The following is a 20,960-nucleotide window of genomic DNA, read 5'->3' as shown; positions in this document are numbered from 1 at the left end:
GTGGCGTCAGTTCCAGTACATCTCGGCGTCGTCCGGCTCGACGATGACGTCGGCGCCGAGGCGGCGGAGGTTGCCGGCGAAGTCGGTGTAGCCGCGGTGGACGTGATGCGCGGCCGACACGAGCGTCTCGCCCTCGGCCGCGAGGCCGGCGAGCACGAGCGCCGCGCCCGCGCGGATGTCGGAGGCGACCACAGGCGCACCGGACAGCCGCGGTACGCCGCGGACGACCGCGTGATGCCCGTCGGTCTGGATCTGCGCGCCCAGCCGGGTCAGCTCCTGTGCGAACGTGAACCGGCCCTCGAACAGGTTCTCGGTCACCATCGCCGCGCCGTCGCTGAGCGCGTTGAGCGCGATCACGAAGGCCTGCAGGTCGGTCGCGAACCCCGGGTACGGCAACGTCACCACGTCCACAGGCTTCGGCCGGTCGTGCATCCGGACCCGGAAGCCCGGGTTCAGCACGGTGATCTCCGCGCCGGCCTTGTGCAGCTTGTCGAGCGGAAGCTCCAGGTGCTCGGCGTGGCCGTTCGCGATCGTGATGTCACCCTTGGTGATAGCAGCCGCGAACGCCCAGCTCCCGGACACGATCCGGTCCGGCACCACGACGTGATCCACCGGGTTCAGCAGCCCGTCCACGCCGGTGATCTCGATCCGCGGCGAGCCGGCGCCGTCGATCTGGGCGCCCATTTCCACGAGCATCTTGGCGATGTCCTGGATCTCGGGCTCGCGGGCGGCGTTCTCGATGATCGTCGTACCCTTCGCGAGCACCGAGGCCATCATGATCGTCTCGGTCGCGCCGACGCTCGGGAAGTCCAGCCACACCTCGGCGCCGTGCAGGCCCTGCGGTGCGTCGGCGATCACGAAGCCGTGCTCGATGTGCACCTTCGCGCCCATCGACTCCAGGCCGGCGACGTGCATGTTCAGCCCGCGGGAGCCGATGTTGTCGCCGCCCGGCAGCGCGACCTCCGCCTGACCGCAGCGGGCCAGCAGCGGGCCGAGCACCGAGATCGACGCGCGCAGCTTGCGCACCAGGTCGTAGTCGCACTGGTGCTTGACCGTGGCCGGTACGGCGATCGTCGCCAGCCGCCCGTCCGGATCCACCTTCACCGAGCACCCGAGGGTGTCGAGCAGCTGGGCCATGAACGTGACGTCCAGGATCCCCGGCACCTGCCGCAGCGTCGTCGTACCCTCTGCCAGCAGCGCAGCCGCCATCAGCTTGAGCACACTGTTCTTCGCCCCGGCTACCTCGACCGTGCCGTCGAGCCGTGCCTCACCTGCGATCCGAAACCGTTCCACCGGTCGACTGTAGCGTTTGACCGAGTCGGGCTTTGCGTAGAGTCCTGGCATGGCTGTGAACTTGACGCGGATCTACACGCGCACCGGTGACGCCGGCGAGACCCGCCTGGGCGACAATTCCACGACCTCGAAGACGGATCCGCGCCTGGCGGCGTACGGCGAGGTGGACGAGGCGAACTCCGCCATCGGTGTGGCCATCGCGGCCGGTCACCTGAACAGCACACTCGTGGTGCTGCTCACCCGGATCCAGAACGATCTGTTCGACGTCGGGGCCGACCTGTGCAATCCGATCGCGCCGGATCCGGAGTACCCGCCGCTGCGGATCACCCAGGACTACATCGACCGGCTCGAGGCATGGTGCGACGACTACAACGGTCGTTTGACCAAGCTCCGCTCGTTCATCCTGCCGGGCGGCACCGAGGGCGCGGCGTACCTCAACGTCGCCCGCACGGTCGTACGCCGTGCCGAGCGGGCCGGCTGGGCCGCCGTCGAGGCGCACGGCCCGTCGGTCAACCTGCTCGCGCTCACGTACCTCAACCGCCTGTCCGACCTGCTCTTCATCCTCGGCCGAGTCGCCAACCTGTCCTCCGGCGGCGACGTCCTCTGGGTGCCGGGCGGCGAGCGCGACTAGCTGATCTCCCAGTTGAACGGCATCCGGAGTACTCCGGCCGGGGGGAGACCCAGCGCGCTGTAGAGACCGGTGGTCAGGCCGTCCAGCGTCAGCGGCGCCGCACTGACGGCCAGATCATCGGTCGTCACGGGCGCGCGCAGCTGGCTGAGCAGGTTGCGGTGCGGCGCAGCGATCACGCCGATCTCGTCCCGATCCAGACCAGCGCGGTTGCAGGCGAGCGTCAGTGCGTGCTGGAAGCCGCCCAGTTCGTCCACGAGCTTGTGGCCGTGCGCGTCGGAGCCGGTCCAGACCCGTCCGCGCGCCAGCGCCTCCAGCCGCTCCTCGGGCAGTCCGCGGTCCTGAGCGGCCTTGGCGACGAAGTCCTTGTAGATGCGGTCGAGTGTCTCCTCCAGCCGCGCCCACTGCTCGTCGGTGAACTCCTCCTGCGCCGAGTACATCTGCGCGTTCGCACCCTCGGACACGGCGTCCCGTGAGATCCCGATCCGGCCGAGCGCGTCGCGTACGACGCCCTTTCCGGTCAGTACGCCGATAGACCCGGTGATCGTGCCGGGCTGCGCCACGATCACGTCAGCCGGCATCGCCACGAAGTACCCGCCTGACGCGGCCACGCTGCCCATGGACGCGATCACAGGGCGCCCGGTCGAGCGGAGTCGCAGTACCTCGTTGCGGATCGCGTCGGAGGCGACGTACGAGCCGCCTGGGCTGTCCACTCGCAGTACGACGGCCTTCACGTGCTCGTTGGCCGCAACGGCACGCAGTGCGGCGCCGACGGTGTCGGAGCCGGACCCTGGGCCGCCCATCGGGCTGTTGGAGTTGCGGCCGACCGAGATACCACCGGTCACGCGGACGACGGCTACGAGTGGCTTCTGCGGCCAGGGGAGCGTTTTACGCAGGTCCTCGAGGCTGCGCGGACCACGCCGGATGTAGCGCTCGGCCAGCAGCCGGTCGTCGTACTGGAGCTGCTTCTCGAGCTCGTCGTACACGTCGGACCGGTAGCCGAGTCGATCGACCAGTCCGGCGTCCAGACCGTCCTGTGCGGGCAGTGGGGCGCTGTCGACGAGCTCCCGGACCCGCGTGGTGTCCAGACGCCGCCGTACTGCGATGCCCTCGACGATCTGCTCGTACGCCGACTCCGCGAGCCGCGACGCCATCTCGCGTCCCGGCGCGGTCATCTCCTTCTCGGTGAACGTGTCGGCCGCCGTCTTGTACTCACGCCGCTTGCCGAACTGCGGGATCACGCCCGCCTTGTCCAGCGCGCCGCGGATGAAGACGGCCTGCACGGTCACACCGGTGATGGCCAGGTCACCGGACGGCTGCAGCCAGATCTCGTCGAACGCGGTGGCCAGGTAGTAGGGAACCGTGCCCTGACCGGACTCGCCGAACGACTCGGTCCAGGCGACTGCGGGCTTCCCCGACGTACGGAAGTCGGCCACCGCCTCGCGCAGCTCCTGCACCTGCGCGAGCGACAGCCGGCTGCCACCCAGATGGGCGACCACGCCGACGACCGAGTCGTCCCGCGCACCCTTCCGCAAGGCAGACACCAGCTCGCGCAGCGTCGGCAGATGACGGGCCCGAAAGGCCGCCACCGGAGAGGCAGGCGGCGTCTCGAGAACACCACGGGTCAGATCCAGCTCCAGGAGAGTCCCCATGCACCCAACCTAGACGCTGGACCCAACCGGTCAACGGATGGCGGCAGACGGCGGAGTCGGCCTGTCGTCGGTCCAGCCGGACTGCAGCACAACGGTCGAGCCGGGCTTCGGCCCGCCGATCGTGGAGCTCAGCAGGCGGCCAGTGGTCGGGTCGATGATGTACGTCGCTCCGCTCCAGAACAGGCTGGTCCGGTCGCCGCTCGGCTTGCTCAGCGCGGCAGTCAGGCTGACCTCCGTGCCGACGCGGCCCAGCGGATCCTTCACACCGGTGCGAATGTGCGTCCCCGGCAGGGTGGCGAGCACGCGGAGTGCTGCGCCCCGCAGCTTCGGGGGAGCAGGCATCTCGAACAGGAGCCGCCCGGCGGCCGCGAAGACGGCGTACTCGCGGTCTGCTGCCGGCACGTCCCTGGCGGCGGTGTTGTCGAGGTACTGGCGGAGCTGGATCGGGCTGGTTGGCAGGTGCGCGATCTGCTCGGCGCTGAGCGGCTTGTCGCCGGTCAGGTAGTACCCGGGCGGGACGTCGCGGAACGACATCTTGTTCACCACAGGTACGCCGTCGGACATGGTGATCGGAGTCCGCTCGTACGGCAGCTGCCAGGACGTCGGCGAACCCTGCGCCCGCCACTTCGCCTCATCGGCCGGGCTGACGAGCTGATAGCCGAGGTTCACCCAGCCGAACCAGGACTCCACGCCCGGCTTCATCGGCATCCAGCTCTCGGTGATCGACCGCCGTTCCAACGTGTACTTCGGGTTGCCGACCCGGGTCGTCGGGTTCAGTTGCAGGCTGCGCACCCGGTAGTACTTCCCGGACACCTTCTCGTCCTTCTCCTGGTGCACCGCCGCCGCGATCAGCACCTCGGCTGCTGCGGTCAGCCGCGGCGCAGTGGTGGTGGTCGGTGCACCCGGCTCTGTCCCGCCGTTCTGTCCCACCACCAGCGCGCCACCCAGGCCGACCACGGCCACCAGCGCGGTCGCCGCAGTAACAGCAGTCCCGAGCCAGCCGGCCCGGACAAAGGTCGTGAAGGACCTGGCCGGCTTGGCCTGGTGGATCAGCTCCTCCACCTGACGCCGGGCGGCGTCGGTCGCCTCCGGCGTCGGACCGTCCGTTTCCGGGAACGCCTTCCGCAGTACGTCGAACTCGTTCATGCCGGATCCTCCGCGGGGTTCGTCACGGCCGCCCGTACTACCCGGCGTGCACGCGACAGCCGCGAGCACACCGTCCCGTAGGCGATCCCGAGCGCCGCCGCCACCTCGTCGTACGTGAGCTGTCCGAGCGCCACCAGCAGGAGGACCTCCCGGTCCTTCGCGTTCAGCTTCGCCAACGCGGCTGCCAGTTCAGGTGAGGCGCCCTCCGCTGTCACCTGAGCGGCGACCCGGTCCTCATGTGTCGCGGCCGGGACCGGCAGCGGGAGCTTCGCGGCGGCACGCCACGCCCGTACCTCGTCTCGACGGTGCCGGCGGATCAGATTGGTCGCGATGCCGTACAGCCACGCCCGCACGACCCCGTTGCGGCGGTCGAACCGGGCGCGCTGCCGGAACGCGATCAGGAACGTCTCCGCGGCCAGATCGTCCGCGACATCGCTCCCGAGCCGGCGGGCGACGTACGAGTGCACCTGGCCGAAGTACCGGTCGAAGATCGCCGCGAACCGCTCCGGCTCGCGCACCGACGCCTCGAGCTCCCACCCGTCGTCGTCCGCGGGTACGGCGTCACGGCGTACCCGGCTGGGCAGCGTGACGGCGGCGAGGGCCACCTCGGGCGTCATGGTCCTCCTCGTGGGCTCACTCTGCTCTTGTCCGATGTCCCCAGACCCCTTCTCGCGACCCCGTCGTCGCTAAAGGACGCGCGAGAGCGCTCTCTGGATGACAGAAGGTCTAAGAGTGGTCGAGCAGCCCGCGGGCGGCGGCCTCGTCGCGCGGCCAGACGTAGATGGTCCAGCCGTCCTTGGTGTGGGCGGCGGTCGCCTTGATGCCGAAATCCTTCAGCCGGGACACGAGAACCCGGGCCTCGTTGTAGTTCGCCACCGTCCGGATGTCGGTGAGCAGGCCGAACGCGTCCCGGTCTGCGGGGCGGTGATCGACGCGACGTACCAGCGATCCACCCTTGGCCTTCGAGAAGGCCCAGCGGCACAGCAGCACCATCACACCGGCCAGGGCGATGGCCACCACCGGGAACAGGAAGTAATGCTCGGCGAACACGGACACCATTGTCTCGCGAAACAAAAGATCGCGAGGTCTTGGCAACCTTCCGTGTCTCCGGGGAGTCTTTACCATCAAGACGCTGCCACGCGGCCGATCACTCGGGGGCCGCCGGAAGAGCGGAGGGCACGGACATGCTGGCACCGACCCACAGAACATCAGCTGAGCCTGACAACGTCATACACCTGACCGGCATCCTCGATGTCCGGTCTGTCGGCGACGTCCGCCAAACTCTCAACCACCTGATCGACACCTCCGACGGGGACGTGATCGTCGACCTGGAGGAGGTCGACGCGGTCGACGCCACCGGCCTCGGCCTCCTGGTCGCGACCCACCGCCGAACCCAGTCCCTCGGCCGGCAGTTGGTGCTCTGGCACCCCCTGCCATCCGTCGTCCGCATCCTCGCCGTCACCCGCCTCCACCGGGTCCTCAAGGTCGAGCGAACACCGCTGCCACTCAGCGCCTGAGTGTGATCCACGCCCCTGGTGACACCAGTCACGAGGGGCAGACTCACAAGGGCACACAGTCCTACTCTCGGGTACATGGCGACCTCGGATCGACCCTGGGTGATGCGTACGTACGCGGGCCACTCGTCCGCGGCGGAGTCCAACGCGTTGTTCCGGCGGAACCTGGCGAAGGGGCAGACCGGGCTGTCGGTCGCGTTCGATCTGCCGACGCAGACCGGGTACGACGCGGATCATCCGCTGGCCAAGGGTGAGGTCGGGAAGGTCGGCGTACCGGTCGCGCATCTCGGCGACGTGCGGGCGCTGTTCGACCAGATCCCGCTCGCGCAGATGAACACGTCGATGACGATCAACGCGACCGCGATGTGGTTGCTCGCGCTCTACCAGGTCGCGGCGCAGGAGCAGGGCGCGCTGCCGTCCGAGCTCACGGGGACGACGCAGAACGACATCGTGAAGGAGTACCTGTCGCGCGGGACGTACGCGTTCCCGCCGGATGCGTCGCTGCGGCTGACGACCGACGTGATCGCGTACACGGTCGCGCAGATGCCGAAGTGGAATCCGATCAACATCTGCAGCTACCACCTGCAGGAGGCGGGGGCCACGCCGGTGCAGGAGCTGGCGTTCGCGCTGTCGACGGCGATCGCCGTACTCGATCGGGTCCGCGACGGCGGGCAGGTGCCGCCGGAGCGGTTCGGGGACGTCGTACAGCGGATCTCGTTCTTCGTGAATGCCGGCGTGCGGTTCATCGAGGAGACGTGCAAGATGCGCGCGTTCGTGCAGCTGTGGGATCAGCTGACGCTGGAGCGGTACGGCGTGACCGATCCGAAGGCGCGGCGGTTGCGGTACGGCGTACAGGTGAACTCGCTCGGGTTGACCGAGGCGCAGCCGGAGAACAACGTGCAGCGGATCGTGCTCGAGATGCTCGGCGTCACGCTGTCGAAGAACGCGCGGGCCCGGGCGGTGCAGCTGCCGGCCTGGAACGAGGCGCTCGGGCTGCCGCGGCCGTGGGACCAGCAGTGGTCGTTGCGGATGCAGCAGGTGCTGGCTTATGAGAGCGACTTGCTCGAGTACGACGACATCTTCGACGGCTCGCATGTGATCGAGGCGAAGGTGGCTTCGCTGGTCGAGGGTGCGCGCGAGGAGATCGACCGGGTGCAGGCGATGGGCGGGGCGGTCGCGGCGGTCGAGAGCGGGTACTTGAAGCAGGCGCTCGTTGCGTCGCATGCCGAACGACGCCAGCGGATCGAGTCCGGCGAGCAGGTCGTCGTCGGGGTGAACCGGTTCGAGAACACCGAGCCGTCACCGCTCACCGCCGACCTCGACACGGCGATCCAGACCGTCGATCCCGCAGCCGAGTCCGCTGCGCTGTCGTCGTTGGAGAGCTGGCGCGCCTCGCGTGATGCCTCCGCGGTCGAGGCCGCGCTGGGCAAGCTGCGCGCTGCCGCCAAGGGGACCGACAACCTGATGCCCGTCACGCTCGAGTGCGCTCGCGCCGGTGTGACCACGGGGGAGTGGTCCGGGGTCCTCCGGGAGATGTACGGCGAGTACCGCGCGCCGACCGGTGTGTCCGGCTCGGTCGGCGTCTCCGCGGGCGGCACCGAGATCGCCGCCGTACGCGCGACGGTCGCGGCCACCTCCGACGAACTCGGCGGCCGGCTCCGCCTGCTCGTCGGCAAACCCGGCCTGGACGGCCACTCGAACGGCGCCGAACAGGTCGCCGTCCGTGCCCGCGATGTCGGCTTCGAGGTCATCTACCAGGGCATCCGCCTCACCCCCGAACAGATCGTCGCCGCCGCCGTCGCGGAGGACGTCCACTGCGTGGGTCTGTCCATCCTGTCCGGCTCCCACATGGAGCTGGTCCCGCAGGTCGTGGCGGGTCTGCGCGAGGCAGGCCTGGAGGACGTCCCGGTAGTAGTCGGCGGCATCGTCCCCGACACCGACGCCAGGTCCCTCCGCGCGGCCGGCGTAGCCGCCATCTACACCCCGAAGGACTACGACCTCACCGGCATGATGGCGGATGTGGTCCAAGTAATCCGCCATGCCAACAAGCTGTAGGTCGCGCGTGGTAGAAGAAGTACATGACTGCGAACACTCGTGAGCTCTCGAACGGAACTGAGATCCCGGTGCTGGGGCTGGGGGTTTGGCAGGTTGAGGACGGCGCGCAGACCGAGCGGGCCGTCAGCTGGGCGCTCGAGGCCGGGTATCGGCTGATCGACACCGCCCAGGCGTACCGGAACGAGACCAGCGTCGGGAAGGCGATCCGCGAGAGCGGGATCCCGCGCGAGGAGATCTTCCTGACCACGAAGTTCTACCCGGGCGGCAAGGACGCGCGGGTCGAGGCGGAGAAGAGTCTCGAGCGGCTCGGCACGGAGTATCTCGACCTGTACCTGATCCACTGGCCGCAGGGCGGGCCGACCTGGGCCTGGCCGGGCATGGAGGCCGCCGTCGAGGCCGGCCTGACCAAGGGCATCGGCATCTCGAACTTCGGTGCCGACGAGATCCAGGAGCTGTCGAAGGTCGCCACCGTCCAGCCGGCCGTCAACCAGATCCAGTTCAGCCCGTTCGAGTACCGCGCCGGCCTGGTCGCCGCCGGTGACGACGCGAACATCGTGTCCCAGGCGTACAGCCCGCTCGGGACCGGCCGCCACCTCGACGGTCCGGTCGTGGCCCGCCTCGCGGAAGCCACCGGCCACACCCCGGCGCAGGTGCTGATCCGCTGGGCGATCCAGAAGGGCCTCTCGGTCATCCCCAAGTCCACCCACCAGGACCGGATCATCGAGAACTTCAACGTCTTCGACTTCGAGCTCGACGACGCCGCGATCGCCGACCTCGACACCCTCGACACCACGCACCGGACGGCGGACGCCCTGTCCAGCAGCGGGAAGTGGTGGTCCTGATTCAGGAGGTACTGCGTGAGCCCGCGAAGGCGGCCGTCTTCCTGGTGCTCGCCGTACGTCCGGGATCCGAGGACACCGCGCGGGCCCTGCTGGAGGACATCGCCGGGCTCACGCGTGCCGTCGGGTTCCGAGCGCCGGACGACCTGCTGAGCTGTGTCGTCGGCATCGGCGCGTCCGCGTGGAGCCGGCTCTACCGGGTGCCGGCTCCGCGCGACCTGCATCCCTTCCGGGCGTTGTCCGGCGCGAAGCACACCGCGCCGGCGACGCACGGCGACCTGCTGTTCCACTTCCGCGCCCGCCGGCTCGACCTGTGTTTCGAGCTCGCCCGCCAGGTGATGGCGCGGCTGGCCGGCCACGTGAAGGTGCTCGACGAAGTACAGGGCTTCAAGTACTTCGACGAGCGCGATCTGCTCGGCTTCGTCGACGGCACCGAGAACCCGACCGGGTCGAAGGCCGTCGCCGCGATCACCGTCGGCGACGAGGACCCGGCGTACGCCGGCGGTAGCTATGTCGTCGTACAGAAGTATCTGCATGACCTCGACGCCTGGCAGGCACTGCCGGTCGCCGAGCAGGAGCGCGTGATCGGCCGCGAGAAGCTCAGCGACTTCGAGCTGTCCGACGAGGACAAGCCGGCCAACTCGCACGTCGCGGTGAACACGATCGTCGACCCGGACGGCACCGAGCGGCAGATCGTCCGCGAGAACATGGCCTTCGGCTCACTCGGCGCCGCCGAGTTCGGCACCTACTTCATCGGGTACGCCGCCACGCCGGACGTGATCGAGCGGATGCTGCACCGGATGTTCGTCGGTGAGCCGCCCGGGAACTACGACCGGATCCTTGACTTCTCGACCGCGGTCACCGGCAGTCTGTTCTTCGTGCCGACCGCGGAGTTCCTCGAAGACCCGTCGCCGGCGCCCGCTGCGACCACGCCCGCCCGGATCAATAGGAACCCGGCGGACGGATCGCTGGGAATCGGCAGCCTCAGAAGGAGTCGCACATGACGAACAACCTGCACCGCGAGCTGGCCCCGGTCTCGGACGCCGCCTGGGGCGAGATCGAGGAGGAGGCTCGCCGTACCTTCACCCGCGACATCGCCGGGCGCCGGGTGGTCGACCTGGTCGGCCCGTCCGGCCCGGAGCTGTCCTCGGTCGGCACCGGCCACCTGGAGACGGTCGAGGCGCCGGGCGACGGCGTGATCGCGCGCCGGCGGCTGTCCCAGCCGATCATCGAGCTGCGCGTCCCGTTCACCGTCACCCGGCAGGCCGTCGACGACGTGGAGCGCGGCGCGAAGGACTCGGACTGGCAGCCGGTCAAGGACGCCGCGAAGCAGATCGCGTACGCCGAGGACCACCTGGTCTTCCACGGCTCCGGCGCCGCCGGGATCGAGGGTCTCGCGCCGAGCAGCTCGAACGACGTACTCACGTTGCCGTCCGAGGCTCGCGAGCTGCCTGACTCCATCGCCCAGGCCCTGCGGGCGCTCCGGTTGGCTGGGGTGGACGGACCGTACAGCTTGCTGCTGTCGGCCGACCTGTACACGGCCGTCGCGGAGACGACCGACCACGGTTACCCGATCCGCGATCACCTGGCCCGGCTCGTCGGCGACGGCGAGATCATCTGGGCGCCGGCGCTCGAGGGTGCTCTGCTGGTGTCGACGCGCGGTGGTGACTACGAGCTGCACCTCGGCCAGGACCTGTCCATCGGCTATCTGTCCCACGACGCCGACACCGTCGAGCTGTACCTGCAGGAATCGCTGACCTTCCTCGCTCTCACGTCGGAGTCCAGCGTCGTACTGCAGGGCTAGTCCTCGAGGAGCTCGGCGAGCACGGCGGCCTGGCTGATCGCGAAGTCCTTCGTTGCGGTCAGCAACGTCAGCGTGCCGTTCCCGGCGAGCTCACGCAGCTCGCTGAGGGCGGCAGCACGGACCGGGTCGTCGAGCTCGCTGCGGTACCGGTTCGCGAACTCGTCGTACCGATCGGGGTCGTGCCCGTACCACTCGCGCAGTTCGGTGGACGGGGCAACGTCCTTGCACCACTCGTCGATCCGCGCCTTCGACCGGCTGAGCCCGCGCGGCCACAGCCGGTCCACCAGGACCCGCCGGCCGCCGTCGTCCTCCACCGGGTCGTACACGCGCCGAACTCTTACCGTCATCGGGCCACGGTAGTTCCTTCGCCGCCGTAGCGGAGGAGCGGCGGTGTCCAGATCGCGAGGGCGCCGACCATGACGACAAGCAGAACCGCGCTGACGAACGTGGTGATATCGACGCCGTAGCTCTCGGCAAAAGCACCCAGCACCAGGGACGCCGCCGGCATGATGCCGATGGCAAGCTCCTGTACGCCGAGCGCCCGCCCGTGGAGTGACTCGGGCGTGGTCATCAGCAGCAGCGTGGTTTGGAGTACGCCGAATGCCGCGCTCAGCACGCCGATCGCGGTCATGAGCACGAACGACGCGATGACGCTGTGGGAGAGGCCGAACAGCGCCCACAACATCCCCCACGCGGCCGTGCCGACGACGAACATGCCGCCCTTGAAGCGAAAGTCGCCGAGCCAGGCGATCACCAGCGAGCCGGCCAGACCGCCTACGCCCGCACAGGTCAGCAGCCAGCCCAGGCCGGCGGCGTTGAGGCCGAGTGACTCCTGCGCGAAGACCGGCATGAACGACTGGGCGATCGGCCACAGCAGAGTGTTCGCGGCCAGGGTGATCAGGAGGACGGTGGAGGCGAGCCGGTTCCGGGCGATCTCGCGCAGGCCGCTCGTGACCATCCGCACCGCCGATTGGGTATGCCCGCCGAGCACCTGGCCGTACTCGCGCAACGGCAGCAGGGTCACCAGAGAAATGGCATACCAAAATGTCGAGACCCACAGCGCGGCCGGCGCACCGAGTCCGGTGATCATCAGTCCGCCGATCGCCGGCCCGATCACCTGCGTCATGTTCAGCGCCATCGAGTTGAGCGCGTTGGCGTTGCTGAGGTTCTGCCGCCCGACCAGGTCGAGCACGAGCGAGGCACGTGCCGGCTGCGACGGCGACTGCGCCAGCCCGATCGCGAACCCGCCGAGCACGAGCACCCAGTAGGTCGCACGTCCGAGCGATGCCAGCGTGGCCACCGCGCTGACCGCGACCAGCGCCCACGAGGCCGCGATGATCAGCAGCCGGACCCGGTTGTGCCGATCCGCGAACGCACCCGCGAACGGCCCGAGCAGCAAGGGCGCCAGCCGCACGGCACCGAACACCGCGACGAGGAAGTCGGAATGCGTGGTCTCGTACGCGAGCCAGCCGAGCACGAGCGTCTGCGTCCACACCCCGCCGAAGAAGAACAGATTCGAGAACCAGAACAGGCGAAACGCGCGGCTGTCCCGGAGCGAGCCAAGCGTGCGCTCGACGACAGAGTTGGTACTCACACCCGGAGTTCGCCGTCGCGCACGACGACCTGCCCGCCTGCGATGACCAGCTCACGACGCGGCGCCCGGACGAGCACATCCGGCACGTTCTCGGCGTCGAGCAGTACGACGTCCGCGCGTGCTCCCGGCGTCAGTCCGTAGTTCTCGCGATGGACGAACGGGGCGCCGTACGTCGTCGCGAGCTCGATCGCGTAGGTGAGGTCCTCGTCGGCGCGCAGCCCGTGCAGCCGGGCGAACTGGCGCGCGACCTGCAGCAGATCGCCATCGCCGTACGGCGACCAGAGGTCACGGATGCCGTCGGTGCCGAGGCCGACCGCGACGCCCGCCGTGCGCATCTCGCGCCAGGGGAGCGGGGCCGAGTTGATCGGCGCGACCGTCGTCCAGGAGATCCCGGCCTCGCCGAGCTGGTCTACCATTTCGGCCCGTCGCTGCTCGGGCAGTTCGCCGAGGGCGAATCCGTGGGAGACGTTGACCTTGCCGCCGAGGCCGGCCTGCTTGGTGCGCTCGACGATCAGCTCGTACTGGAACGCGCCGAGGTCGCCGCGGTCGTGCAGGTGGATGTCGATCCCGACCTCACGACGGGCCGCGATCTCGAACAGCGCGTCCAGCTGGCCGACCGGGTCGCGGTCGATCGACGCCGGGTCGAGTCCGCCGATGCTGGTGGCGCCTTCGGTCGCGGCCTTGTCCAGCAGCTCGAGTACGCCGGGTCGCCGCAGTACGCCGTCCTGCGGGAACGCGACGATCTCCACCTCGACCGCGCCGTCGAGCGCGTCGACCGCCTCGCGCACGTTCGCGATCCCCTGCAGCCCGACGCCGAGGTCGACGTCGACATGCGTGCGGGTGGCCGTCGTACCGTGCCGCAAGAACTCACGCAGTACTGCGGTCGCGCCCGCGACGCTCGGGATCCCGTACTTGTCGCGCTCGGCCCGCTCGTGCGCGATCCGGCCCTGGGTCGTCGGCTCGCCGCCGTACGAGACCCACGGCTGACCCCACCAGCTCTTGTCGACGTGTGCGTGCGCGTTGACGAAGCCCGGGAGCGCGAGCAGACCGCGCCCGTCGACGACCTGCTGATCCGCTGCTGTCTGACGGCCGGCCGGGGTGATGTCTGTGATCACACCATCGGCGATCGCGAGGTCGACCGGGGCACCGCCCCACGGGCGCACGTCAGCAAGCAGAAAGGAGGTCATGAACAGAATGGTATACCAAATTGCCGACCGCGCCGACTGGCTCGGAGCCCCCGTCAGTCCATGCCGCGGCTGAACCGGAACAGGACCTGCGACTGGGTCAGATGTTCGCTCGCCAGCCGCTCGGCCTCGTCGACGTCGCGGTTCGCGATGGCCCGGTACAACTCCAGGTGCTGGCCCGCGACAGCGATCAGGTCGTCGTGCTGGGTCAGCAGCCAGCGCATCCGGCTGCGCAGCGGCCGCTCGATCTCGATCAGCAGCTCGTTCGAGGCGAGCTCGGTGACGAGCTCGTGAAAGTCGGCCGCCTTCCGCCGCGCGACCACGGCGTCCTTCGCGCGTGCTGCCACAAGCTGTTCGTCCAATGTCTTTCGCAGCCGATCGAGCCCTTCGCGGGTACGGCGCTCGGCCGCGAGCCGGAACGTCAGCGGTTCGAAGGCGGTCCGTACCTCGGTCAGATCGGCGATGTCGGAATCGGTGAACGTGCGGACGACCGACCAGGACCGGGGGCGTGGTGTCACCAGCCCTTCGTTCACCAGCACCTTCAGTGCCTCCCGGACGGGCACTCGGCTAACCTCGAGTGCGGTCGCGAGGTCCCGCTCGACCAGCCGGTCACCGGGTGGCCGGACGCCGTCGAGGATCTCGTCCCGCAGCTGCCGCGTGACCCGCTCGGTCTCGGACTCTCGACTGTCGCTCATCGACTTCTCCCGGATTTGGTATACCACCACCCAAGGATGCCGCACGCGCGCAACACTCTGCGCCACCGGCTGTGATCAGCCGGCGCTCTTCTCGTTGATCAGGTCCTCGACCGCCTTCGGGATCGTGGTCTCGAAGTCGAGCAGCTTGGCCCAGGTCGGCGTGATCGTGATGACGGCCATCGCGTCGTACAGGCTCTGGACGCCGGCGGCCCAGTCCGGGTACTGCTCGTCGGTCATCACCTTGTGGCCGGCGGTCAGGTAGCCCTCCGTGACGCCCGGGACCACTTCCACCTCGGCGGTGCCGCGGATCAGCAGGGCCTTGGGCGGGAACGCGCCGGTGTCGATCGTGAGCGCGACCTTTGGGTTCTTGCGGATCGCGGCGACCTTGGCGGCCTTCGGCACCGTGGCGACCAGGATCTGCTCGCCCTCGACCCAGAAGCCGATCGGGATGACGCGCGGGTCGCCGTCCAGGCCGTCGTACGCGAGACGGGCCGGCTCAGAGCCGTTGAGCAGCTGCTGCGTGTACGGCTTGGCGAGGATCTCGGCGATCTGCTGCTTGTCCATCGGAGTCAACCTTTCGTCGTGAGCGTGTTCTCATCAGGGGACGGAGCCGTTGAGCGGTTCTCGACATCGATAGGTTGGCGAATCGTGGAGAGTTTCAGATTCGGTCCAGGTTTCGTTGAGGTCGGCGACGACGGAGCGGTCGTGCAGGTGGTGCACCCGGACGGCCGGCGGGTCCTGCTGGACGACGGGGTCGTGCACGACAGTCTGCATGCCTGGGGCAAGGGATTCGTGATCACGGACCGGGCGGCATACCGTTTCGACAACCCGGCGTTCACCCGGTGGCGGAGCAGCGGCATCGACCTGATGTACCAGTTCGGCGGGCTGGAGCTGCGCGTCGGCCGCCGCTTCGGCGAGCACTGGACCGAGACGTACGAGCTCCGCAACACGAGCGCCGAGTCCATCGAGATCGGCTCGCTCGCGATCAGCACGCCGTACCGCGACGTCTACACGTCGAGCCGCGAGAGCCTTACCGGCGCCGTACATGCGCATGTCTGGACCGGTGGCGCCGACGCGTGGGTCTGGGCGGTCCCGATGGACGGCAGTGGACCAGGCCTAGGACTGCAACTGAAGGAGGGCGAGCTCTGGGCGTACTCCGTCGAGTCGCGCGAGCCCAGCACGAGCAGCAATATCCGCGGGCACATCTACCTCCACGTCACCGACCACGCCCGGGCGCCGCACGCGATGGGAGGCCAACCGGCGATCACGCTCGAGCCAGGTGTTTCCTACCGGTGGACCTGGCAGCTCGATTGGTATACCGATCTGCCCGCCTTCCACGCGGATCGCGCACCACTCATCGGTGCCGACCGTCTGGCGGCCGAGCTCAACGAGACGATCCAGCTCCACGACGGCCGCGAGATCACCGCGACCGAGCCCGGCATCAAGTACGTCGAATCAGCTGACGGCCGGTCCCGGATCGCGCTCCTCTTCCACGAACCGCTCCGGCAGATCGCCGAGCGCCGGGTCCGCTTCATCCTCGACCACCAACGCCGCCCCGAGCTGGCAGGCAGCCGCAAGTACGCCTTCGTGCCGTACGACAACAACAGCGGCCTCACTGTCCTGTCCAGCGCCTGGCGAGACTGGTCGGACGCGCGCGAGCGAGTAGGGATGGCGCTTCTCCTGCAGGAGGTCCGCGACCGCGGTTGGGGCGACCGCGTCGAGTTGGACGAGGCGCTCGACGGCTACGAGCAGTTCGTCCGCGAGTACCTGCTCGACGACGCCGGCACGATCCAGGACGACAGCGTCCACCAAAACGACGTACGCCTATACAACTTCCCCTGGTTCGCGCGCTTCCTGCTCGGCCAGGGTGACCGGTCCGGCGCGACCCGCATCCTCAACCGGTACTACGAACTCGGCGGCGACCACTTCCTCGCGTTCGACCTCGGCCCGCTCCTCAGCGAGCTCGGCCTGCACGAGCACCTGATCCGGCATACCAAAACCTTCATCGGGTACGGCGACGAACTGCCGCCCCACGAGGTGAACTACGAGCAGTCGATGGTTGCCCCGCTCCTCGAGCTGCTCGTTTCGGCATACCAAATCGCGCCGGACGAGATCGACGGCGCCGAGCTGACCCGCCGCCTGCCCTGGCTGACCGCGTTCGCCGCCGACCAACCCGACGTACGGCTACGGCACGTCCCGATCCGGCACTGGGACGGCTACTGGTTCGGCCGGCTGCGGTTGTGGGGCGACGTCTTCCCGCATTACTGGTCCGCGCTAAGTGCAGTCGTGTACGCCGCCTGGCCGCGCGAACTCGTCACGCCCGAACAGGCCGCCTGGCTCGACGCCGCCGAAGACGCGATCCTCCGCGCGAACCTGGTCAGCTTCAACGCGGACGGATCGGCGACGTGCGCATTCGTCTACCCGAGCTGCGTCAACGGCCAGCCCGCGCACCTCGCCGACCCTCTCGCCAACGACCAGGACTGGGCCCTCGTCTATGTGCTCAGGAGCGCCGCGTTCTGACGCTCGAGCTCCTTCACGGATCCGCCGACCCAACTCGGAGCCAGCAGAGCCGACAACGGATCCGGGAAGATCTCCTCATCGCCCGCCGCGACCCCGTCGAAGATCGCCGCCGCGACCGACTCCGGTGACGCCTTCGGCACGTCGAGATCCCGCGACATCTCGGTGTCCGTCGGCCCGGTCAGGACGGCATGCACCCGCACACCTTGCGGCGCCAGCAGCGCACGCTGCGACTGAGTCAACGAGAACGCCGCCGCCTTCGAGATCGAGTACGCCGGGATCATCGGCAGCGACGCGAGCGCTGCCACGGACAGCACGTTGACGATCGCGCCGCGCGACTCGACGAGCTGCGGTAGGAACGCCGAGGCCATGGCATGCGGCCCGAAGAGATTGACCGCCAGGTGCTGCTCCAGCTGCGCGCGATCGGACAGGTTGTCGTACGCCGCCAGGCCGGCGTTGTTGACCAGTACGTCGAGTGACTCGACGGCCTTCGCCGCCGCCTCGATCTGGGCCTGGTCGGTCACATCCAGGCTCAGATACGTCACCCGTTCATCCGGGTGCGTGCACACGACCCGCGTTCCGGCGTACACACGTTTGGCGCCCCGGCGCAGGGCTTCCTCGACCAAGGCGCGTCCGATGCCTCGGTTGGCGCCGGTGATCAGGACGGTGCGGTTCTCGATGGACATGGTGTTCTCCGTTTCGGTTGTCCTTGCACAGAGGACAGACCGCACCGGCCGCCGGAACTGCTCGCTCCGGAACCGATCAGTTCTCGCCCATCCCGGTGTCACAACCAGTGCGAGGATGAATGACGACGGAGGTGACTCATGCCGGACGACCTGCTCCAGCGTGCGCGGGAAGGCGACCGGGAGGCGTTCGCGGCGCTGGTCGAGCCGCATCGCCGAGAGCTGCAGCTGCACTGCTACCGGATGCTCGGGTCGTTGCAGGACGCCGAGGACGCGCTGCAGGAAACGTTGCTCTCGGCATGGATCGGGCTGAGCGGGTTCGAGGGCCGGTCGTCGGTCCGCACCTGGCTCTACCGCATCGCGACCAACCGCTGCCTGAACGTACTGCGCTCCTCGTCACGCCGACCGTTGCCGACGGCACCACTCCCGGTCCCGGCGCCGGAGCCCTACCGTTCGGGCGAGGTCCTCTGGCTGCAGCCCTATCCCGATGTCCTGCTGGATGGCATACCAGATCAGCTGCCCGGACCGGAAGCACGGTACGAGTCGCGCGAGGCGATCTCGCTCGCGTTCGTCACCGCAGTACAACTGCTCCCGCCGAATCAGCGCGCGGTGCTGTTGCTGCGCGACGTACTGGGCTATCGAGCCAGTGAGACCGCGGAGCTGCTCGGTCTGACCGAGGCGGCCGTCAACAGCGCACTTGCTCGTGCTCGATCGACGATGGACGCTGCCGATCGATCCACGGGCGTCGGCGGCGCGGAGGAGCGCGAGTTGACCGACCGCTTCGTCGAGGCGTTCACCGCGCAGGACGTCGATGCGCTGGTCGCGTTGATGACCAGCGATGCGTGGGTGCGGATGCCACCGCTGCCGTTCGAGTACCACGGCACCGAGGCCGCGCACCGATTCTTTACCGCGCTCGCTGCGCACCGACGGTTGATCGCAGCGATGGTCCCGGTCGGCGCGAACGGTCAGCCGGCCTGGGGCGAGTACATCCGTGATCCGGTCACCGGCGGCCTCCACCTGATCGGCGTGGTCGTGATCAGCATCGCCGGCGACCGCATCAACGAGATCGTCCACTTCGACACCACAGTCGCGTCGTACTTCGGTCTGCCGCGCACCCTCGACGGCTAGCCCAACGTCGGCAGCAACTCCTGCAGCTTGGTCATCAAATACGTGTGCACGCTCGTCCCGTAAGAGATCCGGGTGGCGCCGGCAGCCGCGAGCTCCGACGGCGTCGGTCCGCCCGGTGAAGCGTGCGCGTTGATCGGTCCGCCAACGCCCTCGACCACCTCAGCCAGCTGGTCAACCGGCGCGAGGATCGGATAGACGCAGTCAACTCCGGCGCGACGGTACTCACGCCCCCGGCGTACCGCTTCCCCAACCGGATCGTCGACCGGCCGGATGAACGTGTCCACCCGAGCGTTGATCACCAGCTCGGCTCCCGCGGCGGCGCGTACCTCGGCCAGGTAATCGGCCTGCTGCGCCACATCGACCAGCCCGCCGTCGAGCGAGTCCTCCAGGTTGCAACCGACCGCGCCGGTCTCCAGCAACCGCTCGGCGAACTCCTTCGCCGGCAGGCCGTACCCGGCCTCCATGTCGGCAGTGACCGGTACGTCGACCGCCCGGACGATCTGGGCGACCGCCGCGAACATCGCCGACGGTGGCGTCAGCTGCCCGTCGTCGTACCCGAGGACGCGGGCGACCGCCCCGCTGCTGGTCGCAACAGCGGGGAAGCCGGCCTCGGCGATCAGACGTGCGCTTACCGGGTCCCACGCATTCGGAAGGACCAGGGGAGTGCCGCCGTGATGCATGGCTCTGAACAGCTCGGCAGTCATCGTGAGCACCTCACGGCTTGTAATGGCCGGGCTCCATCTTCCCGGTCACGCCGACCCGGGTCCACATGTTGATCGTGATGATCAGCGCGATCAGCTGGGCCAGTTCCTTCTCGTCGAAGGCCGCGGCCGCGATCTCGTACACGTCGTCCGGGACGTGGTCGACGCTGATCAGCGTGATCGCCTCGGTCAGGTGCAGGGCCGCCTTCTCCTGCTCGGTGTAGAACTTGTCCGCCTCGCGCCACACCGGGAGCAGCGCGATCCGCTGCTGCTGCTCCGCGCCGAACTCGAGCAGGTCGAGCGAGTGCATGTCGGTGCAGTACGAGCAGCCGTTGATCTGCGAGGCCCGGATCCGGACCAGGTGCGCCAGCTTCGGGTCCAGCCCGGCGTCGGACACCTTGTCCAGCTCGATCATGGCCTTGTAGAAGTCGGGGGCAAGGTTGGCGAGCTTGACCCGCCGCGTCGTTGAACTCATACCCTCACGCTATGACCGGATCGGCCCAGGTACGTGGTCCATTCCCACGGCAGATCCCTGGGCCAATACGGTCCGCGGCTACGACAAGTTGTCAGGCCTTGTCGCGGCGGACGAGGTTGCGCAGCTGGGTCCACGCGGTGCGGAACGGCGTACGCGGTGCCCGTTTCGTCAGCGGTTTCATCAGCTCGTCGACGGGCGACGGCGGCGGCGTGACGGGGGCAGGGGTCTCGGGCGTGCTCTGAGAATCGGACATGACGTTCCCTAACGGGAGGGCCGGTTTGGCTTCACCACGAGGTGGGATGTCGTCGTTCCGGAGCTACCGCCACAGTACGCCTGTATGGACCGGAAAGCGCTAGCCGTGCAGCGAGCTGCTCAGACCGTCGAGGATCAGGTTGAGGCCGAAGTCGAACTCGTCGGCGAAGTCGTAGCTGGTCTTGAAGTAGTAGCCGGTCGCCATCTCGACGAGATGCGGGTAGTCGCCCGCGGGGAACTGCTCCATGATCGAGTCCGCGACCGGCGCCACGGTGTCCGGGCCTTCGAAGGGGAGCCCGGCTTCCTGGAGCGCGAAGCCGTAGGTGTAGCTGTCGATCAGCGCGTACGCGTGCGCCGTCATCTCCAATGAGAAGCCCGCTGCCCGCAGAGTCGCGATGACCGCGTCGTGATGGCGGAGCGTCGCCGGGCCTGGAGTCGTCCGTGACTCCATCAGCCCGATCGCCCAGCGATGCCGTCGCAGTACCTGCCGGGCCGACGCCGCGCGCCGGCGCAGCTCGGAGCGCCAGTCGCCGCCGGGTGACGGCAGGTCGATCTCGCTGAAGACCACATCGACGATGCCGTCGAGGATCGCGTCCTTGTTGGCCACGTGGTAGTAGACCGACATCGGTTTCGCCCCGAGCTCCTGGGCCAGCGAACGGATCGTGAGAGCCCCGATCCCGCCCGCGTCGGCCACCCCGACGGCGGCAGCCAGCACCCGCTCCCGGCTCAGCCGCTGGCGGCCCTGCGCTGTGTCACCAGCTGACTTCTCCACCCCCGGACCATAGCAGTTTCGTACAAAG

General features: G+C 68.7%; 23 protein-coding genes. 8 read left to right on the top strand and 15 right to left on the bottom strand.

The window, feature by feature from the left end; translation table 11 throughout:
- Positions 1-6: 6 nt before the first annotated feature.
- Complete coding sequence (murA, locus tag FDA38_RS40505; protein WP_137259486.1) at positions 7-1,293, bottom strand: UDP-N-acetylglucosamine 1-carboxyvinyltransferase; 1,287 nt, start codon at positions 1,291-1,293, stop codon at positions 7-9.
- A gap of 49 nt (positions 1,294-1,342) precedes the next feature.
- On the opposite strand from murA, the gene FDA38_RS40500 reads away from it, so the two are divergent.
- A complete protein-coding gene (locus tag FDA38_RS40500) occupies positions 1,343-1,924 on the top strand; it encodes a cob(I)yrinic acid a,c-diamide adenosyltransferase (protein WP_137259485.1) in 582 nt (193 codons plus the stop codon).
- On the opposite strand, the gene sppA is transcribed toward FDA38_RS40500, so the two are convergent.
- From sppA to FDA38_RS40480, 4 genes are all read right to left on the bottom strand, one after another.
- The gene (sppA, locus tag FDA38_RS40495; RefSeq protein WP_137259484.1) at positions 1,921-3,573 is read right to left on the bottom strand and encodes a signal peptide peptidase SppA; all 1,653 of its coding nucleotides are present in this window, start codon (positions 3,571-3,573) and stop codon (positions 1,921-1,923) included. The two genes, FDA38_RS40500 and sppA, sit on opposite strands and share 4 nt — an antisense overlap.
- Positions 3,574-3,603: 30 nt before the next feature.
- Positions 3,604-4,719, bottom strand: a complete 1,116-nt coding sequence (locus tag FDA38_RS40490) for a CU044_5270 family protein (RefSeq protein ID WP_137259483.1) — start codon at positions 4,717-4,719, stop codon at positions 3,604-3,606.
- On the bottom strand, positions 4,716-5,336 hold the full coding sequence (locus FDA38_RS40485) for an RNA polymerase sigma factor (RefSeq protein WP_137259482.1): 621 nt from the start codon (positions 5,334-5,336) through the stop codon (positions 4,716-4,718). Before FDA38_RS40485 ends, FDA38_RS40490 begins: the two co-directional genes overlap by 4 nt.
- A 109-nt stretch (positions 5,337-5,445) precedes the next feature.
- Positions 5,446-5,778 carry a hypothetical protein gene (locus FDA38_RS40480; RefSeq protein WP_137259481.1) on the bottom strand — a complete coding sequence of 111 codons (333 nt, stop codon included), beginning with the start codon at positions 5,776-5,778 and terminating at the stop codon, positions 5,446-5,448.
- A 125-nt stretch (positions 5,779-5,903) separates the two neighbouring features.
- Here FDA38_RS40480 and FDA38_RS40475 point away from each other — a divergent pair, with 125 nt between their 5' ends.
- The 5 genes from FDA38_RS40475 to FDA38_RS40455 all read left to right on the top strand — a co-directional run bounded on the left by FDA38_RS40475 (position 5,904) and on the right by FDA38_RS40455 (position 10,931).
- Entirely contained in the window at positions 5,904-6,236 is a 333-nt protein-coding gene (locus tag FDA38_RS40475) for an STAS domain-containing protein (RefSeq protein ID WP_137259480.1), read from the top strand.
- A 75-nt stretch (positions 6,237-6,311) separates the two neighbouring features.
- Positions 6,312-8,288 carry a protein meaA gene (locus FDA38_RS40470; RefSeq protein WP_137259479.1) on the top strand — a complete coding sequence of 659 codons (1,977 nt, stop codon included), beginning with the start codon at positions 6,312-6,314 and terminating at the stop codon, positions 8,286-8,288.
- A 23-nt stretch (positions 8,289-8,311) separates the two neighbouring features.
- Positions 8,312-9,130 (top strand): aldo/keto reductase, encoded by an 819-nt coding sequence (locus FDA38_RS40465; RefSeq protein ID WP_137259478.1) that lies wholly within the window; start codon positions 8,312-8,314, stop codon positions 9,128-9,130.
- A complete protein-coding gene (locus FDA38_RS40460) occupies positions 9,118-10,131 on the top strand; it encodes a Dyp-type peroxidase (protein ID WP_202878054.1) in 1,014 nt (337 codons plus the stop codon). Before FDA38_RS40465 ends, FDA38_RS40460 begins: the two co-directional genes overlap by 13 nt.
- The gene (locus FDA38_RS40455) at positions 10,128-10,931 is read left to right on the top strand and encodes a family 1 encapsulin nanocompartment shell protein (protein WP_137259477.1); all 804 of its coding nucleotides are present in this window, start codon (positions 10,128-10,130) and stop codon (positions 10,929-10,931) included. The genes FDA38_RS40460 and FDA38_RS40455 overlap by 4 nt, the downstream gene beginning before the upstream one ends.
- On the opposite strand, the gene FDA38_RS40450 is transcribed toward FDA38_RS40455, so the two are convergent.
- The 5 genes from FDA38_RS40450 to FDA38_RS40430 form a co-directional block, all read right to left on the bottom strand.
- The gene (locus FDA38_RS40450) at positions 10,928-11,278 is read right to left on the bottom strand and encodes a DUF488 domain-containing protein (RefSeq protein WP_137259476.1); all 351 of its coding nucleotides are present in this window, start codon (positions 11,276-11,278) and stop codon (positions 10,928-10,930) included. The genes FDA38_RS40455 and FDA38_RS40450 overlap by 4 nt on opposite strands.
- Entirely contained in the window at positions 11,275-12,525 is a 1,251-nt protein-coding gene (locus FDA38_RS40445; protein WP_137259475.1) for an MFS transporter, read from the bottom strand. Before FDA38_RS40445 ends, FDA38_RS40450 begins: the two co-directional genes overlap by 4 nt.
- Complete coding sequence (locus FDA38_RS40440) at positions 12,522-13,712, bottom strand: amidohydrolase (protein WP_137259474.1); 1,191 nt, start codon at positions 13,710-13,712, stop codon at positions 12,522-12,524. The genes FDA38_RS40445 and FDA38_RS40440 overlap by 4 nt, the downstream gene beginning before the upstream one ends.
- 53 nt (positions 13,713-13,765) lie before the next feature.
- Positions 13,766-14,404 carry a GntR family transcriptional regulator gene (locus FDA38_RS40435; protein WP_137259473.1) on the bottom strand — a complete coding sequence of 213 codons (639 nt, stop codon included), beginning with the start codon at positions 14,402-14,404 and terminating at the stop codon, positions 13,766-13,768.
- A gap of 75 nt (positions 14,405-14,479) precedes the next feature.
- Positions 14,480-14,968, bottom strand: a complete 489-nt coding sequence (locus tag FDA38_RS40430) for a pyridoxamine 5'-phosphate oxidase family protein (RefSeq protein ID WP_137259472.1) — start codon at positions 14,966-14,968, stop codon at positions 14,480-14,482.
- A gap of 84 nt (positions 14,969-15,052) precedes the next feature.
- Here FDA38_RS40430 and FDA38_RS40425 point away from each other — a divergent pair, with 84 nt between their 5' ends.
- On the top strand, positions 15,053-16,924 hold the full coding sequence (locus tag FDA38_RS40425; RefSeq protein WP_233715216.1) for a hypothetical protein: 1,872 nt from the start codon (positions 15,053-15,055) through the stop codon (positions 16,922-16,924).
- On the opposite strand, the gene FDA38_RS40420 is transcribed toward FDA38_RS40425, so the two are convergent.
- Positions 16,897-17,607, bottom strand: coding sequence for an SDR family NAD(P)-dependent oxidoreductase (locus FDA38_RS40420; RefSeq protein ID WP_137259471.1), 711 nt, complete (start codon positions 17,605-17,607; stop codon positions 16,897-16,899). The two genes, FDA38_RS40425 and FDA38_RS40420, sit on opposite strands and share 28 nt — an antisense overlap.
- A 138-nt stretch (positions 17,608-17,745) precedes the next feature.
- Here FDA38_RS40420 and FDA38_RS40415 point away from each other — a divergent pair, with 138 nt between their 5' ends.
- Positions 17,746-18,732, top strand: a complete 987-nt coding sequence (locus tag FDA38_RS40415) for a sigma-70 family RNA polymerase sigma factor (RefSeq protein ID WP_137259470.1) — start codon at positions 17,746-17,748, stop codon at positions 18,730-18,732.
- Here FDA38_RS40415 and FDA38_RS40410 read toward each other — a convergent pair.
- The 4 genes from FDA38_RS40410 to FDA38_RS40400 form a co-directional block, all read right to left on the bottom strand.
- On the bottom strand, positions 18,729-19,436 hold the full coding sequence (locus FDA38_RS40410; RefSeq protein ID WP_137259469.1) for an isocitrate lyase/PEP mutase family protein: 708 nt from the start codon (positions 19,434-19,436) through the stop codon (positions 18,729-18,731). The two genes, FDA38_RS40415 and FDA38_RS40410, sit on opposite strands and share 4 nt — an antisense overlap.
- Before the next feature lie 10 nt (positions 19,437-19,446).
- On the bottom strand, positions 19,447-19,908 hold the full coding sequence (locus FDA38_RS40405) for a carboxymuconolactone decarboxylase family protein (protein ID WP_137259468.1): 462 nt from the start codon (positions 19,906-19,908) through the stop codon (positions 19,447-19,449).
- 91 nt (positions 19,909-19,999) lie between these two features.
- Positions 20,000-20,161: a hypothetical protein gene (locus FDA38_RS42540; protein WP_170990029.1), complete on the bottom strand. Its 162-nt coding sequence runs from the start codon at positions 20,159-20,161 to the stop codon at positions 20,000-20,002.
- A 99-nt stretch (positions 20,162-20,260) separates the two neighbouring features.
- Positions 20,261-20,932: a TetR/AcrR family transcriptional regulator gene (locus FDA38_RS40400; RefSeq protein ID WP_202878053.1), complete on the bottom strand. Its 672-nt coding sequence runs from the start codon at positions 20,930-20,932 to the stop codon at positions 20,261-20,263.
- Positions 20,933-20,960: the final 28 nt, after the last annotated feature.

Source organism: Kribbella jiaozuonensis (assembly GCF_005233875.1).
GTDB classification, from domain to species: Bacteria; Actinomycetota; Actinomycetes; order Propionibacteriales; family Kribbellaceae; genus Kribbella; species Kribbella jiaozuonensis.
The sequence above is the reverse complement of the archived record's forward strand: the minus strand, read 5'-3'. Positions and strand labels throughout refer to the sequence as shown.

Bases quoted from the DNA above. Each gene is read 5' to 3' on its own strand.
- FDA38_RS40500 (WP_137259485.1), top strand. From the start codon at position 1,343: ATGGCTGTGAACTTGACGCGGATCTACACGCGCACCGGTGACGCCGGC.
- sppA (WP_137259484.1), bottom strand. From the start codon at position 3,573: ATGGGGACTCTCCTGGAGCTGGATCTGACCCGTGGTGTTCTCGAGACG.
- FDA38_RS40490 (WP_137259483.1), bottom strand. From the start codon at position 4,719: ATGAACGAGTTCGACGTACTGCGGAAGGCGTTCCCGGAAACGGACGGT.
- FDA38_RS40485 (WP_137259482.1), bottom strand. From the start codon at position 5,336: ATGACGCCCGAGGTGGCCCTCGCCGCCGTCACGCTGCCCAGCCGGGTA.
- FDA38_RS40480 (WP_137259481.1), bottom strand. From the start codon at position 5,778: ATGGTGTCCGTGTTCGCCGAGCATTACTTCCTGTTCCCGGTGGTGGCC.
- FDA38_RS40475 (WP_137259480.1), top strand. From the start codon at position 5,904: ATGCTGGCACCGACCCACAGAACATCAGCTGAGCCTGACAACGTCATA.
- FDA38_RS40470 (WP_137259479.1), top strand. From the start codon at position 6,312: ATGGCGACCTCGGATCGACCCTGGGTGATGCGTACGTACGCGGGCCAC.
- FDA38_RS40465 (WP_137259478.1), top strand. From the start codon at position 8,312: ATGACTGCGAACACTCGTGAGCTCTCGAACGGAACTGAGATCCCGGTG.
- FDA38_RS40455 (WP_137259477.1), top strand. From the start codon at position 10,128: ATGACGAACAACCTGCACCGCGAGCTGGCCCCGGTCTCGGACGCCGCC.
- FDA38_RS40450 (WP_137259476.1), bottom strand. From the start codon at position 11,278: ATGACGGTAAGAGTTCGGCGCGTGTACGACCCGGTGGAGGACGACGGC.
- FDA38_RS40440 (WP_137259474.1), bottom strand. From the start codon at position 13,712: ATGACCTCCTTTCTGCTTGCTGACGTGCGCCCGTGGGGCGGTGCCCCG.
- FDA38_RS40435 (WP_137259473.1), bottom strand. From the start codon at position 14,404: ATGAGCGACAGTCGAGAGTCCGAGACCGAGCGGGTCACGCGGCAGCTG.
- FDA38_RS40430 (WP_137259472.1), bottom strand. From the start codon at position 14,968: ATGGACAAGCAGCAGATCGCCGAGATCCTCGCCAAGCCGTACACGCAG.
- FDA38_RS40420 (WP_137259471.1), bottom strand. From the start codon at position 17,607: ATGTCCATCGAGAACCGCACCGTCCTGATCACCGGCGCCAACCGAGGC.
- FDA38_RS40415 (WP_137259470.1), top strand. From the start codon at position 17,746: ATGCCGGACGACCTGCTCCAGCGTGCGCGGGAAGGCGACCGGGAGGCG.
- FDA38_RS40410 (WP_137259469.1), bottom strand. From the start codon at position 19,436: ATGACTGCCGAGCTGTTCAGAGCCATGCATCACGGCGGCACTCCCCTG.
- FDA38_RS40405 (WP_137259468.1), bottom strand. From the start codon at position 19,908: ATGAGTTCAACGACGCGGCGGGTCAAGCTCGCCAACCTTGCCCCCGAC.
- FDA38_RS42540 (WP_170990029.1), bottom strand. From the start codon at position 20,161: ATGTCCGATTCTCAGAGCACGCCCGAGACCCCTGCCCCCGTCACGCCG.